The organism is Streptomyces sp. NPDC059443, from assembly GCF_042750105.1.
GTDB lineage: Bacteria > Actinomycetota > Actinomycetes > Streptomycetales > Streptomycetaceae > Streptomyces.
Genome location: NZ_JBHYVM010000001.1, coordinates 25,936 through 43,091 on the forward strand (window position 1 = coordinate 25,936; position 17,156 = coordinate 43,091).

The window sequence follows — 17,156 nt, forward strand, 5'->3', positions numbered from 1 at the left end:
TGCCGATTTCCGGCCATTGTTTGGAGCGCGACACCTCCAAGCAGGCTCTAATGTCCGGGTTGATCCCTGTCTGACGATCCATCAACAGGCTAGGATTCCCGGCCAGTTGACTGACTCGCGACCCGGGGGGGCGTGCTGTGCAGGTACCACCTGAACTAACCGGAACGAGGAGGCGGACTGCGGCAAGACGCCGCATTTTCGTCTCCTCCACCATTGCAATGTGCCTGATGGTCGGCGCCGGAACGGCCGAAGCCTCGGGCTGGAAACCCAAGGATTCGCACCGCTGGGCACCTGGCGCACTGCGGAAAACGGAATCGGTGCACGGCAAAAACGCACCGAAGAAAGTGACGGGAATTCCGGATAGCGGTAAGCCAGATGCCTGGACTCCGAAGGATGTGTACTGGCCGTCGGCCACCCAGGCCGAGGTGGACCTGAACGCGACCGCACCGGCGAAGGGTCCGCTCTTCATCGCTCCCAGCCGCTCCGGAACCCCGGCCGCACCCGTTGCCGATCCGAGCCGGGCCGGCGACGCGCCGGTCTGGGTCGCCCCGGCCTCCAGCAAGGGCGCGCCGCGCAGCGGCAAGGCCGCCGTGCGGCTCGCGGACCGCGCGGCTGCCGAGAAGGCGGGCGTGCAGGGGATGCTGGTCTCGGTCCGCCCTGCCGAGGGACTGGCCGAGGGCGGTCCGGTCAAGGTTTCCGTGGACGTCTCGCACATCGCGGGCGCGTTCGGCGCCGACTGGCTCACCCGCGCCCGCCTGGTCACACTGCCTGAGTGCGCGCTGACCACTCCCGAGCGCGCGGAGTGCCGTACGCAGACCCCACTGGCCACCGCCAAGGACGGCGACCGGCCCGGCCTGCTCAGCGCCGAGGTCCCCCTCGCCGCGGGCGGCGGGCTTCGCCTGGCCAGCGCCTCGGCCACCTCGGGCGGGGCTACCGTGCTCGCCGCCTCAGCCGCACCCGCCGGCAGCGCGGGCGATTACAAGGCCACCAGCCTGGCCCCGTCCGACTCGTGGGCCAGCGGCAGCAACTCGGGCGGTTTCTCCTGGTCGTATCCGATAGCCGTGCCCGACGGGCTGGGCGGCACCAAGCCGAGCATTACGCTCTCCTACAGCTCCCAGGCGGTCGACGGCCGGACTGCGGCCACCAACAACCAGGCCTCGTGGATAGGTGAGGGCTGGGACTATTCGCCCGGCTTCGTGGAACGCGGTTTCAAGCCGTGCGCCAAGGACGGCCAGTCCGAGTCCAGCGAGCAGTGCCTGGCTGGTGACAACGCTACATTCTCCCTGGGCGGCAAGTCCTCGACCTTGGTCAAGGACGACAAGACCGGTGTCTGGAAGCTGGAGGGCGATGACGCCTCGAAGGTCGAGCGGCTGACCGGTGCGACCAATGGTGATAACAACGGTGAGTACTGGAAGGTCACCACCACCGACGGCACCCAGTACTACTTCGGTGTCGGTCGCAAGCCAGGCAGCTCGACCGCCCCGGCCACCAACTCCGCCTGGACCACACCCGTCTACGGGAACAATACGGGCGAGGAATGCAACCAGTCGACCTTCGACGCGTCCTGGTGCCAGCAAGCTTGGCGTTGGAACCTCGACTTCGTCGTCGACCCCCGCGGCGGAGTGATCACCCACTGGTACGACACCGCAACCAACAACTACAAGCGCGGTACCTCCGCGGCGAACCCCACGGGCACACTGACCTCGTACATCCGCGGCGGCAACCTCGCCAAGATCACCTACGGTTCGAAGCTGACGGACGCGGACACGGTCAAGCCGACCGCCCAGGTCCTCTTCGCCACCTCCGAGCGCTGCCTGCCCGACGCGGGCTTCGACTGCGCTTCGTCCAAGCTGACCACGGCCAACGCAACGAAGTGGCCGGACGTCCCCTTCGACCAGAACTGCGCCGCCACCGGCACCTGTGAGAACTACTCGGCCACGTTCTGGACGACCAAGCGCCTCACCGACATCACCACACAGGTCCTCAACGGCACCGGCGGATACGACGACGTCGACTCCTACAAGCTGGCGCACGAGTTCCCCAACCCGCAGGACGGCACGGCGCCCGCCCTGTGGCTCGCATCGCTCACGCGCACCGGCCACGACGGTGCAGCGAAGCTGGACACCCCGCCGGTCACCTTCAACGGCAGCCTGATGAACAACCGCGTCGACTCCAGCATCGACAACCGGCCGGCCCTCAACCGGCGCCGCATCGTCTCCATCACCTCGGAGACCGGCAAGGTCACCTCCGTCGGCTACGCCGACGCCGACTGCGCGCCCGGCGCGGGTCTGCCGTCGGCCCAGGACTCGAACACCAAGCGCTGCTATCCGGTGTACTGGAACCCGGACCCGAAGAGCCCGAACGATCCGACCCTGGACTGGTTCCACAAGTACGTCGTCGCCCAGGTCACCGAAACGGATTCCTTCGCCGGCTCGATGCCGCATCAGGTCCGCTACGAGTACGTCGGCGGCACGGCCTGGCATCGCGATGACGAGGAGCTGACCGAGGACAACCGCCGCACCTGGAACCAGTTCCGCGGTTACGAACAGGTCATCACCCGCGCCGGCAAGGCCCCGGACACCGTCTCCAAATCCGCGGCCTTCTACCTCCGTGGCATGGACGGCGACATCAGGGCCGACAAGACCGCACGAATCGCCACCTTCACCGGTCTCGCCGGGAACACGATCCCCGACTCCAACCCGCTGGCCGGCGCCGTCCGCGAAACCCAGACCTTCGCCTCCGACGGCGGCGAACTCGTCTCCGTATCGCAGACCGAGCCGTGGCTCTCCGCTGCCACAGCCACCCACAGCCGGGGCACCAAACTGCCCGCACTCACCGCACAGATGCAGGGCGGCGGCTCCACCAAGGACAAGGTCCTCCTCACCGACAAGACGTGGCGGACCACATCAAAGGCTGCCAAGTACGACACCGAGTACGGAATGCAAGACTGGGTCCTGGATCAGGCAGACGGCCTGCCCGACATCTGCACCACCACCTCCTACACCCGCAACACCGCTACCTGGATGCTCGACCGGATCTCAGAAACCGTCCGGACCCAGGCCGCCTGTGGTGTGGCAGCGACGGAGGTAAACACCCTGGCCCGCAACCGCACGTACTACGACAACCAAGCCTTCGGCACGCTCACCGGCCCCGGCGAGGCCACCAGCACCGAAGAACTCGACCGCTTCGAGTCCGGCCAGCCCAAGTACACCCGCAAGTCCACCACCGGCTACGACCTGTATGGCCGCGTCACCAGCACCACCGACGCCGCAGGAGCGAAGACCACGACGGCGTATGAGCCCGCCTCCCCGGCCCGCGCCACAACCGTCAAGGTCACCAACGCCAAGAACTGGACGACCACCACTACCCTCCACCCACTGCGTGGCCTGCCGGTAAAGACGATCGACCAGAACAACCGCACTACAGAACTGACTTACGACGCACTTGCTCGTATCACAGCCGTCTGGCAGCCCGGTCGCGAGCGCACACAGAGTGCCAACACAGTCTTCGCTTACGACCTCAGTCAAACTGGCACCAGCTCGGTCACCACCCAATCACTACGGTCCAATGGGTCGTACGCGACCTCCATCAGCCTCCTCGATGCCATGGGGCAGCAGGTTCAGGTCCAATCCGTTCCGCAGAACAATGCGGCGGGGGCCAGACTGATCACGGATACTGCCTACGACAGCCGCGGGCGCGTCTTCAAGAGCACCAACGCGTATATCAACAAAGAGTCCAACCCGGTGAAGACCCGCTTCGTCGCAGACGAGAACATGGTGCCGGGGCAGAACCTCACCCTGTATGACGGTCTCGGCCGTCCGATAGCGAAGGTCTTCTCCTCCAAGACGAAGGAGCAGTGGCGCACCACCACCACCTACCTGGGCGCCGACCGCATAGACACCACTCCGGCCCAGGGCGCCAGTGCCACCAGTGAGATCACCGACGGGCGCGGCCACAAAATCGAGCAGCGCAAGTACAACAGCAGCGCACCCACGGGTGCCTACGACGCCACCAGCTACGGATACAACACTGACGGCAAGCTGACTCGGATCACCGACCCTGCCGGCAATGCCTGGACGTACGAGTACGACCTCCACGGGCGCCAGATCAAGGCTGTGGACCCGGACAAGGGCACATCGACGGCTGCATACGACGACGCCGACCACCCCACCTCAACCGTGGATGCTCGCGGCACAGCCGTCTTCACCAGCTACGACATCCTCGGCCGCCCGACCTCCCGCAACCTGAACGCGGTCGACGGCACAAAGCTGGCCACCTACGAGTACGACACCCTGCTCCCCGGCCAGCCCACCGCCACCACCAGTTGGGTCGACGGCAAGGCCTGGCGCCAGGAGACCACCGGCTACGACATCGGCTACCGGCCCACCGGCACCAAGCTGACCGTCCCCGCCGGCGAAGGAGCCCTCACCGGCACCTACGCCACGTCCACGATCTACGACCCCATCACTGGGGCCGAAGACATCAGGGACGTACCCGCGGCAGGCGGGCTGCCCTCCGAGCGGCTCTACACCAGCCGGAACATCAACGGCCTTCCGGTCTCGTACGGTTCGAGGAACGTCGATTACGTCAATTTCACCGACTACGACGAGCTCGGCCAGGTCCAGCGCACCACCTTCGGCGACGACCCGAAGCAGGTCGTCGCCACCAACATCCTGGACCCGGCCACCGGCCGACTCCTGAGCACCGAACTCACCAAGCAGGACCAGGCCGCCCCGGTCGACACCACCGCCTACACCTACACGCCGGCCGGCGACGTCACCTCGGTCACCAGCTCCCAGGGTGCGGCCCGCGACACCCAGTGCTTCACCTACGACTACCAGCGCCGCCTGACCGAGGCCTGGACCGACACCGGCACCACGACGACCCAGCCCGGCCCGACCGTCCCCGGCATCGGCGGCTGCACCAACGCCACCCCGCAGGCGGGCAAGATCGGCGGTACATCCCCGTACTGGCAGTCGTTCACCTACGACGTCACCGGCAACCGCAAGACCCTCACCGACCACGACCCCGCAGGGGACGCGGCCAAGACCAGCACCACCACCAACACCTACCCGGCACCGGGATCCCCGCGCCCCCACACCCCGACATCCACTACGAAGCAGACCGGCACGGGCACACCCGTAGCCAGGAACCTCACCTACGACAACACCGGAAACACCCTCACCCGCCCCGACACCACGGGAGCCACCCAGACCCTGACGTGGACCCCCGAGGGCAAACTCGCCTCGGCCACCACCAGCGCGGGAACCTCCACCTACGTCTACGACGCGGCCGGCAACAGATTGGCCCGCAAGGACCCGGGGAAGACCACCCTGTACGTCGGCTCGGACGAGCTCACCCGCGACACCACCACCGACAAGGTCACCAGCACCCGCTACTACGCGGCACCGGGCGGCACCACGATCGTCCGGACCTCTGACGGCAAGCTCTCCTACGTAGCGGCCGACCACCACAACACCGGCACCACCGCAATCGACGCCACCACCCTCCAAACCCAACGCCGCACCACCAAGCCGTTCGGAGAAGGCCGCGGCACCAAGCCAAGTACCTGGCCCGGCGAACGAGGCTTCGTCGGCGGCACCCAGGACAACACCACCGGCCTCACCCACCTCGGAGCCCGCGAATACGACCCCGGCACGGGTCGCTTCCTGAGCGTCGACCCCGTTCTGGTGCCCGACTCCGCGCAGGCGCTCAACGCCTACGGCTACGCCGACAACAGCCCTCTCAGTACTGCGGACCCCAGCGGCATGTGCGCCGAAATCGATTGCCCCACCCGCCCCTCACCCGACCACGAGAACACCACCCCCGGGCACGTACCGGGGCCGCCCAAGCTCACGCCGGGTGGTGAGGTGCGGCAGCGACGAGACAGAGAGGCCACGCACAACCACTACTGCGACGGTTGCCGTCCACCGTCGACCCTGCCCAAGGGTGTGAAGGTCCCGGATGGCGGGGACGACGTCGTGTACCCGTACACCGTCATGACGTCCCAGAGCACGTGGACCGACTACTCAACCGGCGCAAATGTCCGGGTGGTGACCAAGGACCAGGAATTGACCTTCACCTATACCTTCGCCGCCATGTACTCCGCCATGGAACAGTTCGCGAGCAAGTTCGGCTGGTCCGCTTCAGTGAAAGCGGGCGTCGAGGCGGGTATCCCTCTGGTCGTGGACGGAGAGATCGAAACCACGCTCGGCCTCAACGGTGACTACACATGGACCGACTCCGGTACGAAGACAAACACGGCGTCGGCGGCCGAGGCCAGCACGATGAACCTGAAGAAGGGCGAGCTCTTCGGTTATGTGCCGTCCGGCATTTTGAGGCAGTACAAGACTGTGTACACCCACGCAGATGGTCGCACTACCACGAAGACGTGGGCAACCTTCGACGTCCACACGTGGCAGGGCAACACTTTCGCCAGCGAGCCCCAGAACCAAATCAGGTTGGATGTGATGGTGTGCGGCCAGGTGGGTTCATGCAAGTAACGGACAACTCCGCAAGAGCAGGTGCCTTGGCAGTTCTGTTGGCCCTGCTCTTGGCCGGTTGTGGCACGCATCACGGCACTGCCGCCACTCCTGCAGGGCCGGGCACTTCGGCCCCTGCTTCCACCCCTTCGGCAGGGCCGCCCGATCTGACTCGGCTGGAGTCAACCCTTATGAGCCAGACGCGTCCAGCCTCAACCCCTACGAGTAGTGGGCTGAGCCTGGCGAGGCAGGTGGGGAACTCCGCTTCGTACATCTGGGAGACCAGTGCGGGGAAGGTCTGCTTCGCCCAAGGCACCGTCTCTGGCGACGTGCACGAAATCGCTTGCGAGGACGTTGTTCAGGCAACACCCGACAAGCAAGACTCACATCTGGAAGCCCTCTTCGGGCCCGGCATGGGTTTCTCGGAGTCGTACGTCGTGTTCGCCGCCGAGCCCATGGTCAAGGTGGCGTCTGTGGAGTACGCCGGCAAGAGGGTGCCCTGGGCATTCGTCAGAAGGCTGAACCCTCAGACGACAGGGCGAGATGTCTACTATGTAGCGCTTCCGGACAGCCACAACGGCTGGATCGACGTAACACTGGAACAACCCGACGGCAAGACGATCCCGGACCGCCTACCCGTCACCATGGGGACGCGCTCCTAGCCGCTCAGAAGCAAGGACGCGAAGGGCGGGAGCGCTCATATGACGCTCCCGCCCTTCGCGATCAGTGCCCACAGATCGTCGTCCACGATCCACGGCCGAGTACTCACACCATCCCGAACGGACGAATCGTCACACCGGTCACGGGTGACCAGGACATCTCGCCAAGATCCTTTTACGAGCTCTCAGTGTGCGCTGGCTCGCTAGCGTCTACCAGGAGCTCCTTCATCCCGCAGCCCTGACCACCAACAGCGCAGCACCGTGGCAGGTTGAAAAAAGATCAACGCGAACGCGACTTCGCAGCCGTCGGTGTCGAGGTCGTCTACCTCCCACACACCGTCCACGTCTCCAGCACCAGCCTGCGCCGCATCGTCGACGTCCTCGCCACCACCAACCACCGCTGAAAACCAGTCCAGACCGACCCCCGACTTCATTCCAAGGTGATCTCCCCGTCCGGGAGCCAGCCCTCCCAATAGCCGTCAATGAGGTCGGGCAAGGCCACCGGTTCTACGGGGACCCGTCCTGCACGCAATTGGGCTGTCGTCCACCACCGCGCCGCCGCCCCGAGCCGGGTGGCCGTGCCCCGTGGCCAGGTTCCTTTAGCTGGTGCCACAAGGAATACGTACTCGGTCCACGGGCGCTTCCCGCCGGCCGGGAGGCGTCCGACAACGGGTGCGCTCCGCACACAGGGCAGTCCGACCTCCCGTCGCAGGTAGCGCACCACTGCCCGGCGGACCGGCTTGCCCGGCGGCAGCTCCACCGTAGGGACAGACCAGCAGGCCGTTCCCCCGAGGTGTACGGGAAGCAAGAGGAATCGGTGGGTCGTCGGGTCGATGATGACAGGCCGGGCACGAGTGGCTGGGGCCGTGGTTTCAGGCGTCACAGCTTCCACCCTGCAATGATGTCATTGGAATTGCATACGGAGTGTTCCGAACGAGTGGCACGGGGGCAGGATGCTCCTGTCCGTACATCTAGTGGACTGGATTCAGGCTCCCGGTGCTGAACGGCCGCCGCGTCTGGTTGGCTGGATGCCGGAGCCCGGTTGGGCTGAGCGGCGCCGGTGTGCCGTACGCGGTGTGAACGCATGAGGCGATCCGGTGCCGGTCAGTCCACCCCTGTTGCAGTCATCGAGGGATCTATGGACATGCTGTGGCCCGACCGGCTGGGAGTGGGTGACCGCGTCCGGTTCGGTGGACGTGCCTGCACCGTCACGGAGCTCTACGGTCGCCAGCTCACGCTGACGGACGCCTTCGGCGGAGTCCAGCGGGTGGATGTTGTAGCGCTGCTTTACAGCGATGGCTTCGTGGTGCTCGACCAGGGCCCGACGCCTGCACGGGATCAGGCAAAACTGATCGGCGAGGCTGCCGAGCGGGCTCTGTGGTGGCGGTCTCACATCGTCGAGGTGCTGACGGGGCTTCCATGGGACGCAGCACCGGGGTCGCGACGCCGGGAAGCCTACGATCCGGACCGGCACACGCTGGGCGAGCGGGAGGTGGCCAAGGCCGAGGAACTCGCGCGGGCCGGAGTACGCGGTGCTTCGGTGCGGACCGTACGCCGCAAGCGCCAGCGGTACGAGGTCGAGGGGCTCGCGGGGCTCGTGGACGGGCGGGCCGGACGGAGTGAGGGCGCGGGCGCGCGATGGGATCCGCGAGTCATGGATGCCGTGCGGGAGGAGGCGTTCGACTCCGACCACAGGAGGCGGAGTGTGGAAGCAGTGCGTCGCTTGGTGACGCAGCGGCTTGAGAGCGCCGTGCACACCGGGGAGTTGACGCTGCCGTCCAGATCGTCCTTCCACCGACTGTATGCCGAGATCGTGGCGACCAGTGGTCTGCATGGCCCACAGCGCTGGCCGGGGCGCCTGGTGGTGCTGGATGCCGTACGGCTGCCTCCATTTGCGGGGGCGTACGCGGTGCGAGGCGGCCTACGGTTGGTTCTCTCGGTCGATGTAGACACCTCGGTGTTGCTGGCCGCTGTGGTCGACGAGGAGCTGCGGCCCTTCGATGGGGCGGCTCTGTTGGCGAGGATGTGTGTCCCCGCAGACCAAAGGGCCTCCTGGGGCGCGTGGCCACCCGCAATCCCGCAGGCTGCGGAAAGACCAGGATCTCCGGCGATCCGTCCGGAGGTCCTGGTGGTCGACCGGTCGCCTGTCCTGAGCGTGCGCGGTCTGACAGAAGCGTGTCGCCGCCTCGGGATCAAGGTGCGGTACAGGACGGGCGCTCTTCCCAAGGACAAGGTATCCACCGAGAAGCTGGCGGTTCGTGCTGCGTCGCTGTTCATGGACTATCTGCACTCGCCGGCCGGAGATTCAGCACGTGCTGCCGGGTGGCCGGTGGATCGAGTGCAGGGGCTCCTGGACGACTGGGTCCAGGAGGTCTGGTCCCAGCAGGAGCTCCCCCCATGTGAAAGCTCGCCCGCAGCGCACGACGCTTCTGGAAGCCCAGCTCTGCGATACGCATCGCTTGTGGCACGGAACGGATGGATCGCCCCGCCCCTGGAGCCGCTGGAATTCCTCGATCTACTGCCGATCACTCACCGAGTGGTCAGCCGGTCAGGGGTTCACCTGCACGGCCGCCACTACGGCGGTCGGGTCTTGGACAGCTTTCGCCAGCACGTATCGCCCTCCGGGCGCAGCGCGTCGTGGAGTGTGCGCTGGGATCCCTATGACACACGCCAGATCTGGATCCGCACCCCGCAGGCAGGATGGGTGACCGTACCATCCGCCTCGTTGGCTCCCCCACCCCTCAAGGCATCGCCTGAGCCTGCCCACCGCGAGAACGACGTGCGCTCAGGCCTGATACACGGCCCCGTCTTCCAAGGGAACAATCTGGGGACAGACCTGGCTGAGCACAACCTCAAGAACACAAGCCGCAAGCCTTTCCAGCCCCCTCCACCTGTGACCGCACCCGACCAGACTCGGGTGGCTTACCACGCACAACTCCCTCTGTACACGCCCGATCTGCTGGCCGCCGTTGAACGAGCCGAGGATTTGATCGTGCTCAACGAACATGCAGGAGGGGCACGTCACGGCATCCTGTTGACCGGCGAGGCCGGCACGGGCAAGACCACAGTGCTCCAAGAGCTTGCCCGCCGCTTCACCGCACGGTTCCCGGCAGTGCCGGATGACCGAACCATGCCAGTAGTACAAGTACGACTACCGCCAGGTGTCACCGCCCGGGTCCTGCTCCGCGAACTGGCACGCGCGGTCGCTGCGCCTGTTCCCGCACGCGCCACGACTACCGACCTCATCCGCCGCGTCCACGACTGTCTGACCATCAGGCGCACCCGCCTTATCCTCATCGACGAGTTCCATCCCTTCCGTGCCAAGGCGGGGCAGCCTTCGTCCCTCACCGAAGCGGTGACCCACCTGTGCGACAGCGTCCAGGCCACCTTGGTCTTCGCCGGATTTCCACCTCGGGCCGAGGAATGGAGTGCTCATCGCCGCCTGCTGCCCCTCACGCTTGGCCCAATGGCGCCGGGTGATGCCTGGTTCGAATTGATCGCGCAAACCGAGGGCGCGCTCCGGCTGCGTGCGCATGTACCCGGAACGCTGTCCGAGCTGGCCGACCATCTCCACGAACTCACCGGGGGGAGGGCCCATCACCTGGCCTATCTGGTGCGCAGCGGATCCATTAGAGCCATCCGCGAGGGCGCGGAGCAGCTCACCCGCCCCCTGCTTGACGACCTCGCTTCGCCATGGCGCGCATCCGTCCAGTGACCCGGTATACATGCGTACCCCAGGCAGTCCAGACCAGATACAGCGGGATGTTCTCCACCCATTCGCAGCGGCTGGCCAGTTGCCCCGGCCGACGTCCAGCCTCCACGAGCGGCCATACAGGAGATTTTTCGTTCACACATTCACTGCTCAAACAAATTAATCGGCACATATCGGACGAGCCACCTACATCATTCACCATTCGAGGGCTGCCACGCCAACTCGAAGACATATATGCCCGCGGCCCTCTACCGTTTCCTTATGGCATACCAGGCGACAGAGCAGAGCCAGCCTCACGACATCACCGATGAGATGGATTCCGTTGCCGCGCGGTTCGATGCGGAGATCCAGAAAAGCGATGAGAAGATCGCCGTTATCGAAGAGTCCCTGCACGGGGAGCATGAGAGGCGCACCCAGCTCATCGAAGCCAGGGACGATGCCCTAACGGTCGCTCGGGACGCGGTGTCCGTACGCCATCGCGCGGGTGAGCTGCTCAAGGCAGACACAGACCTCGACGCGGCTTCCACAGCCCGGCTCCGAGTCGTCCCGGACGAGGCCCCACCCAGCCCTCCGCCCTCCGCACACGAAGACGACCGCGGCGGCACCGACCAGACCACAGGTACGCCCGCGCAGGCCGCGCACTTCTCCGACCAGGCGATGGAAGAGCCTCCCAACGAGGTACTCGTACGAGGCGCCCGAATGAAGGAGATCCTGACGGCAGTGGCCACTCGGCCCGACCTCGACTGGGGTACGGCCGACATCGCCGCCGTCCTCGATGTCACGGAGGACGATCCAGCCGGCCGCAGGGCACTGCGCGAGAACCTGCGCAATCTCGCCATGCGCGGCGTGCTGGAACGCGTGACCGTCGAGGGTGATTTCCACACCTACTACCGGCCTCGGATGAACTGGAGGTTCGTCTGACGCACCTGCGCCTCACCACCGAGGATCCCAGCACCGGTCACGCATAAAGACCGCCGCCGCATGAAGAACGATCCAGGTTGGCCCCTGGGTCAGCGGCGACGGTCAGCCCATTGAGGCCGTTTCCGACACTACCCGGCCTCATCCGGGCGTGTTCGGCATTCGGCTAATTCTTCATGCCCACTTTTGGGAGGAGCCGAATGCCCATGCGAATTCACTTTGGCGGATTACCCGGATCACGTCCGGGCCACAGGTCCACGTCGAAGGTCTTCTCCAGGGTCGCAATCGTCAGCAGGTCGCACCACACCTCACCGCCGAGCACCTTCGTGACGGTCAGCCTGGCGACGCCGCTGCGCCGAGAGACCTCCGCGATCGACCATCCGCGGGCGTCGATCGCCCGACGCAGCCGAGAGGCCACTTCCTGGGCGACCCGCGCCCCGTGGTGGTCATCGAGCACGGCGTGCGGCCAGGTTCCCTTGAGCCGGTACTCGGCAGGACTGAGGCTTCGCTTGTCTCCTTGTGACACAGCGAAGAGTGTCGCCCATCTGGACCTCCCGACATGACAGCGGCCGCGATCTCCACTGAATGTTATTGGAATGGCACCCCTGCTGGGGTCCTTTCCTGGTGGAGAGTCACGATGGACGCGATCGAGCAGTACCGGCCCCGACTACCCGCTCCCGTTTGGGAACGGATCGGGCCGGACTGCCGTCGTGCGGTGGCGCGGGCGAAGCCTTCTTCTCCGAAGCAGGCCCGCGACTGGCTCGGCGCACTGGCGCACGCAGCCGCCCATGCGGACGGTTGCGGACGTCCGACCAAAGCCGAACTCCTGGTCACCCGCGAAGCCGTCGAGTGGTACCTGGCCACCGGCTGCCTGCACGTGGAGGAGGCGTCCCGCGGCAACCGCCGCTGCCGCCTGAGCGCACTACGTCAGGCCCTCCTGGGCCCCGACCTGATCACCGGCACACCCGCCGCCTACGCCGGCTCCGGCGCCTCCCGGCCCTACACACGGGCCGAACGGGCCCAGCTCTACGCCTGTGCCCGCACCCAGCCCACCGCGGAGCTCCGCCACGGCTTCCTGACCCTGCTCGCCCTCGGCTTCGGCTGCGCCCTCGACTCACCCGAGGTCATCCCCGCGCGAGTCCACGACGTACGCCAGGCACCAAATGGCGCGGTGGCTGTCGCCGTACGCGGACGGCGTGCCCGGCTCATGCTGTGCCGCCGCTCCTGGGCCCCCGTCCTGGTAGAGGCCGCCGCCGGGTCGGCCATGCCGGGCGCGGCCCGCTACCTCTTCCGCCCGAACAGCCACACACGGGGCGCCAACACGGTCACCCACTTCCTGGCCCGCGCGAAATTCAGCTCTGGCACCCCGCCACTGGTGATGGGCCGGGCCCGCGCCACCTGGCTCGTCGACGCCATCGAGGCCCGGATGCACCTGCCGACCCTGATGGCCGCCGCCGGCCTGACCACCCTGCGCTCCATCGACCGGATCCTGCCCTACGTCCGCAATCTCCCAGCCGACGAAGCAGCCACCGCGCTCAGGGAGTTGTGATGACCAGCCGGCTCGAACGCCATGAACGGATCGCCAAGCTCCGCTCCCGCCGCCACGGTGTCGAGGACGAGGAGGCGCGGTCGGTCCTCGTCGACCTCGACAGCTCCGGACTCGTCGAGGACGTGGAGGCCCTGGTCAAACGATGGACGGGGCGCAAACGCAACATCAGCGTGCGTGGCCTGCTGGCCGGCATGTTCCTGGCTTCCGAACGCAACCGCGGCACTGTCGTCCTGACACACGTCGCCGATCTGCTGGGTTTCTCTCTGAGCGACGCCATGCGTGAAGAGCTCGACATCCACCGCTACTCGGACACCGACCGCGGCTTCGAAGCCATCTACGCCGTCGTCCGCCGGTTCTTCAAAGCCCTCGCCAAAGCGGTGGACCCCTCACCGCTCCCCAAGGGCCGGCGCCTCGACCTCGATGTAGTGGCCGCCCTCCTGGCATCGGCGGACCAGTCCGAACTCACCGACCGCCGCGAACTCATGCTGACCGTAGCCAACAAGATCCTGGGTATGTCCCTGATCGAGGTCCAGCCCCTGCTCGAAGAGAACCCGAACGGCTCGGCCGTGGTCGACGCCACAGTCATCGGCACCTACTCCAAGGGCCTGGGACCTGAAAGCACCGTCACCGCCACCGACCCCGACGGCGGCTGGTACGTCCGGACAGCCAAACACAAGGACCCGCTCGCCCTAGACGATCTCGCCCCCACGCATCCCGACAACACAAAACAGAGGAAGGGCACGAAGCAGCCGAAGGAGAAGACCCGCGTCAAGAAGAAGCTCTACGGCTACGACGCCACCCTCATCGTCTTCCGCGACCCGGACCATCACGGCGCGCCTCTCCCCGACGGCTCCGCCGACCCTGACGTCATCCCCGCGCTCATCCTGGCCATGTCCGTCGAAAAGCCCAGCTGCCGCCCCGGCGAGGCCGCCATCGAAGCCCTCCGCCACGTAGACCCCCGCTACCCCCGAAACTTCCTCGCCGGAGACCGCCTCTTCAACAACCAGACCCCCGACGTCTTCCAGCTCCCCATCCGCGCCATGGGGTACCAGCCGGTCTACGACTACGGGAAGGACCAGCTCGGCAAAAACGGCGACATCGGCGGCGCTCAGCTCGTCGAAGGCAACTGGTACTGCCCCTCCATGCCCGCCGAACTGGTCACCGCCACCTACGACCTCGTCGTCACTGAGACGATCGACCAGCAGACCTGGATCAAGCGCATCCGCGCACGCACCGCCTACCTGCTCATGCCCAAGCAGGCGGTCGACGCCGAAGGCCACCGCCGCATGATGTGCCCGGCCGAGGCCAACCGCACCCAGTGCCCTCTCAAGCCCCACACCCTCGGCCGCGGCATCCACCTCCCCCTCGTGGACCCCCTCCCCCGCCCCGGAGATCCTCCCAAGGTGTGCGAGAAGCGCAGCCTGACCGTGCCACCCGAGGCAGGTGCCAAGCTCTGGCAGCCCCTCCAGTACGGCACCGCCGAATGGCAACGCGTTTACTTCCGCCTCCGCAACGCCATCGAGGGAATGAACGGATTCGCCAAGGACCCCCTCCGCGAACGCATCGAACCCGGCGGCACCCGCCGCATCCGAGGGATCGCCGCCCAGACGATCCTGCTGGCCTTCCAGCTCGCACACGCCAACAAGCGGAAACTTCAGAGCTGGGCCGACGCCATCGCCCTGAACGGCGAACGCCCACGCCGCCGCCCCACCAGGCGCCGCCCGACCAAACCCCTCGGGACCTGGACCCCCACCGGCTACATCGCCACAGCCTGAACGACCCGAAGAGCCAGACGTAGGGGAACAGTCACACGCAGACCAAAATCGGGACCGCCGGCAGCACCACCCCGCCGGCGGTCCCATTCCCACGTCCCGGCGCTGCCCTCTGCCCCAAGACCGGCGCCGCCTGCCCCGGACAAAGCAAAACGGCCGCCATCGTGATCACGATGACGACCGTTTCGTCGTTGCTCAGAACACCGTTTCATCGGTGTCCCAAAGTGGGCGAGGGGGGATTTGAACCCCCACGTCCCGAAGGACACTGGCACCTGAAGCCAGCGCGTCTGCCGTTCCGCCACTCGCCCGAGTAGCTACCAGCGGTTCTGCCCTTGCGGGCCGTTCCCCTGGCGACATCGGAACATTAGCACGTCGGACGGGGTGGATTCACATCGCTTTTCGTGCTCTGCCGTCGCCCGCCGAACACGGCCCCTCCCGCTCCCGGCTCCGGGTGCGGGACACTGTCCCTGGGACGCCCCTACGATCGCTTGTGAGGACCAACACTCCTCCCCTCGCGGCCGATGGGGAACCACCCGAATCCGCTGTGCGTGGATACGATCAGTAAGCAGTACAGGGCGACAACGACGGAGGAGGTGCCCCATGGGAGTCCTGAAGCGGTTCGAGCAGCGACTCGAAGGTCTGGTGAACGGCACCTTCGCCAAGGTGTTCAAGTCCGAGGTCCAGCCGGTGGAGATCGCCGGCGCCCTCCAGCGGGAGTGCGACAACAACGCCACCATCTGGAACCGGGAACGGACCGTCGTCCCCAACGACTTCATCGTGGAGCTCAGCGCCGGCGACTACGAGCGCCTGAGCCCCTACTCGGGCCAGCTCGGCGACGAGCTCGCGGGACTCGTCCGCGACTACGCCAAGCAGCAGCGCTACAGCTTCATGGGCCCGATCAAGGTGCACCTGGAGAAGGCGGACGACCTGGACACCGGGCTCTACCGGGTCCGCAGCCGCACGCTCGCCTCCAGCACCTCCCAGGCCCCCGGCCAGCAGCCCCCGGCCCAGCCCGGTGGCTACGGCTACCCGCCGGTCTCCGCGCCGCCCATGCCCGCCGGGCCGCCCCCGGGCGGCCCCGGCGCGCGCAGGCCGGGCCCCGGCGGACCGGCCGGCCAGGCCGGGGCGGCCCCCGTACCGCCCGTTTCCCCCAGCGGCGCCGTCCGGCGCCACTGGATCGAGATCAACGGCACCCGCCACCAGATCTCGCGCCCTACGCTCGTACTCGGCCGAAGCACCGAGGCCGACGTGCGGATCGACGACCCCGGCGTATCGCGCCGGCACTGTGAGATCCGGACCGGAACGCCCTCGACGATCCAGGATCTAGGGTCCACCAACGGCATCGTGGTGGACGGGCAGCACACCACCCGCGCTACGCTCCGCGACGGTTCGCGGATCGTCGTGGGCAGTACCACCATCATTTATCGGCAAGCCGAAGGGTGAAGCGGGGGCAATGTCAGAGCTGACCCTGACGGTCATGCGGTTGGGTTTCCTGGCCGTTTTGTGGCTGTTCGTCATCGTGGCCGTCCAGGTCATCCGCAGCGACCTCTTCGGAACGAGAGTGACGCAGCGCGGCTCCCGCCGCGGCGCGGGCGCCACCGGCGCCCCGCAGCAGCAGGGCCGCCAGGCCGCCGCGGCTCCACCGCAGCAGCGCCAACGCCGCGGAGCGCCCACCAAGCTCGTCGTGTCCGAGGGCACCCTCACGGGTACCACGGTGGCCCTCGCCGGCCAGACGATCACCCTGGGCCGCGCCCACGACTCCACGATCGTGCTGGACGACGACTACGCCTCCAGCAGGCATGCCAGGATCTACCCAGACCGTGACGGCCAGTGGATCGTCGAGGATCTCGGGTCCACCAACGGCACGTATCTCGACCGGACCCGGCTGACCACCCCGACGCCCATTCCGCCGGGCGCCCCGATCCGCATCGGCAAGACCGTCATCGAGCTGCGGAAGTAGTACGAGAATGAGCGAGCGGAGCGAGCGAGCCGCAGCGGTCCGTCCCACCGGGGACACGGACCCGAGCGCGCTCCCGACCGGAGGGTGGGCAGTGTGGCTCGAGA

9 protein-coding genes, 1 tRNA gene and 1 pseudogene are annotated in these 17,156 nt (G+C 66.9%); 9 read left to right on the forward strand and 2 right to left on the reverse strand.

All coding sequences use genetic code 11. The annotated features are described in order from the left end of the window. The first annotated feature begins 395 nt into the window (after positions 1-395). The 5 genes and pseudogenes from ACFXDJ_RS00115 to ACFXDJ_RS00135 all read left to right on the forward strand — a co-directional run bounded on the left by ACFXDJ_RS00115 (position 396) and on the right by ACFXDJ_RS00135 (position 11,774). A complete protein-coding gene (locus tag ACFXDJ_RS00115; protein ID WP_384650506.1) occupies positions 396-6,503 on the forward strand; it encodes an RHS repeat-associated core domain-containing protein in 6,108 nt (2,035 codons plus the stop codon). A 308-nt stretch (positions 6,504-6,811) separates the two neighbouring features. Then, positions 6,812-7,144, forward strand: coding sequence for a hypothetical protein (locus tag ACFXDJ_RS00120; protein WP_384650508.1), 333 nt, complete (start codon positions 6,812-6,814; stop codon positions 7,142-7,144). 257 nt (positions 7,145-7,401) lie between these two features. After that, positions 7,402-7,545, forward strand: a pseudogene (locus ACFXDJ_RS00125) (cytidyltransferase); the annotation flags it as partial. A gap of 734 nt (positions 7,546-8,279) precedes the next feature. Continuing rightward, a complete protein-coding gene (locus tag ACFXDJ_RS00130; RefSeq protein ID WP_384650510.1) occupies positions 8,280-10,856 on the forward strand; it encodes an AAA family ATPase in 2,577 nt (858 codons plus the stop codon). A 258-nt stretch (positions 10,857-11,114) separates the two neighbouring features. Beyond that, a complete protein-coding gene (locus ACFXDJ_RS00135; protein WP_384650512.1) occupies positions 11,115-11,774 on the forward strand; it encodes a hypothetical protein in 660 nt (219 codons plus the stop codon). A 211-nt stretch (positions 11,775-11,985) separates the two neighbouring features. Here the strand turns inward: ACFXDJ_RS00135 and ACFXDJ_RS00140 are convergent, their stop codons facing one another. Next, positions 11,986-12,297 (reverse strand): multiprotein-bridging factor 1 family protein, encoded by a 312-nt coding sequence (locus tag ACFXDJ_RS00140; RefSeq protein ID WP_384650514.1) that lies wholly within the window; start codon positions 12,295-12,297, stop codon positions 11,986-11,988. A gap of 111 nt (positions 12,298-12,408) precedes the next feature. Here ACFXDJ_RS00140 and ACFXDJ_RS00145 point away from each other — a divergent pair, with 111 nt between their 5' ends. Then, positions 12,409-13,320 carry a hypothetical protein gene (locus ACFXDJ_RS00145; protein ID WP_384650516.1) on the forward strand — a complete coding sequence of 304 codons (912 nt, stop codon included), beginning with the start codon at positions 12,409-12,411 and terminating at the stop codon, positions 13,318-13,320. Then, positions 13,320-15,095, forward strand: coding sequence for a hypothetical protein (locus tag ACFXDJ_RS00150; RefSeq protein ID WP_384650518.1), 1,776 nt, complete (start codon positions 13,320-13,322; stop codon positions 15,093-15,095). The genes ACFXDJ_RS00145 and ACFXDJ_RS00150 overlap by 1 nt, the downstream gene beginning before the upstream one ends. A 222-nt stretch (positions 15,096-15,317) precedes the next feature. On the opposite strand, the gene ACFXDJ_RS00155 is transcribed toward ACFXDJ_RS00150, so the two are convergent. Continuing rightward, positions 15,318-15,400 (reverse strand) — tRNA-Leu (locus ACFXDJ_RS00155). 292 nt (positions 15,401-15,692) lie between these two features. On the opposite strand from ACFXDJ_RS00155, the gene ACFXDJ_RS00160 reads away from it, so the two are divergent. Both ACFXDJ_RS00160 and ACFXDJ_RS00165 read left to right on the forward strand, forming a co-directional pair. Further along, entirely contained in the window at positions 15,693-16,535 is an 843-nt protein-coding gene (locus ACFXDJ_RS00160; RefSeq protein ID WP_384650520.1) for an FhaA domain-containing protein, read from the forward strand. Positions 16,536-16,545: 10 nt separating this feature from the next. Beyond that, positions 16,546-17,052, forward strand: coding sequence for an FHA domain-containing protein (locus tag ACFXDJ_RS00165; protein ID WP_330297468.1), 507 nt, complete (start codon positions 16,546-16,548; stop codon positions 17,050-17,052). Positions 17,053-17,156: the final 104 nt, after the last annotated feature.

Bases quoted from the DNA above. Each gene is read 5' to 3' on its own strand.
- ACFXDJ_RS00130 (WP_384650510.1), top strand. From the start codon at position 8,280: ATGGACATGCTGTGGCCCGACCGGCTGGGAGTGGGTGACCGCGTCCGG.
- ACFXDJ_RS00135 (WP_384650512.1), top strand. From the start codon at position 11,115: ATGGCATACCAGGCGACAGAGCAGAGCCAGCCTCACGACATCACCGAT.
- ACFXDJ_RS00145 (WP_384650516.1), top strand. From the start codon at position 12,409: ATGGACGCGATCGAGCAGTACCGGCCCCGACTACCCGCTCCCGTTTGG.
- ACFXDJ_RS00150 (WP_384650518.1), top strand. From the start codon at position 13,320: ATGACCAGCCGGCTCGAACGCCATGAACGGATCGCCAAGCTCCGCTCC.
- ACFXDJ_RS00160 (WP_384650520.1), top strand. From the start codon at position 15,693: ATGGGAGTCCTGAAGCGGTTCGAGCAGCGACTCGAAGGTCTGGTGAAC.
- ACFXDJ_RS00165 (WP_330297468.1), top strand. From the start codon at position 16,546: ATGTCAGAGCTGACCCTGACGGTCATGCGGTTGGGTTTCCTGGCCGTT.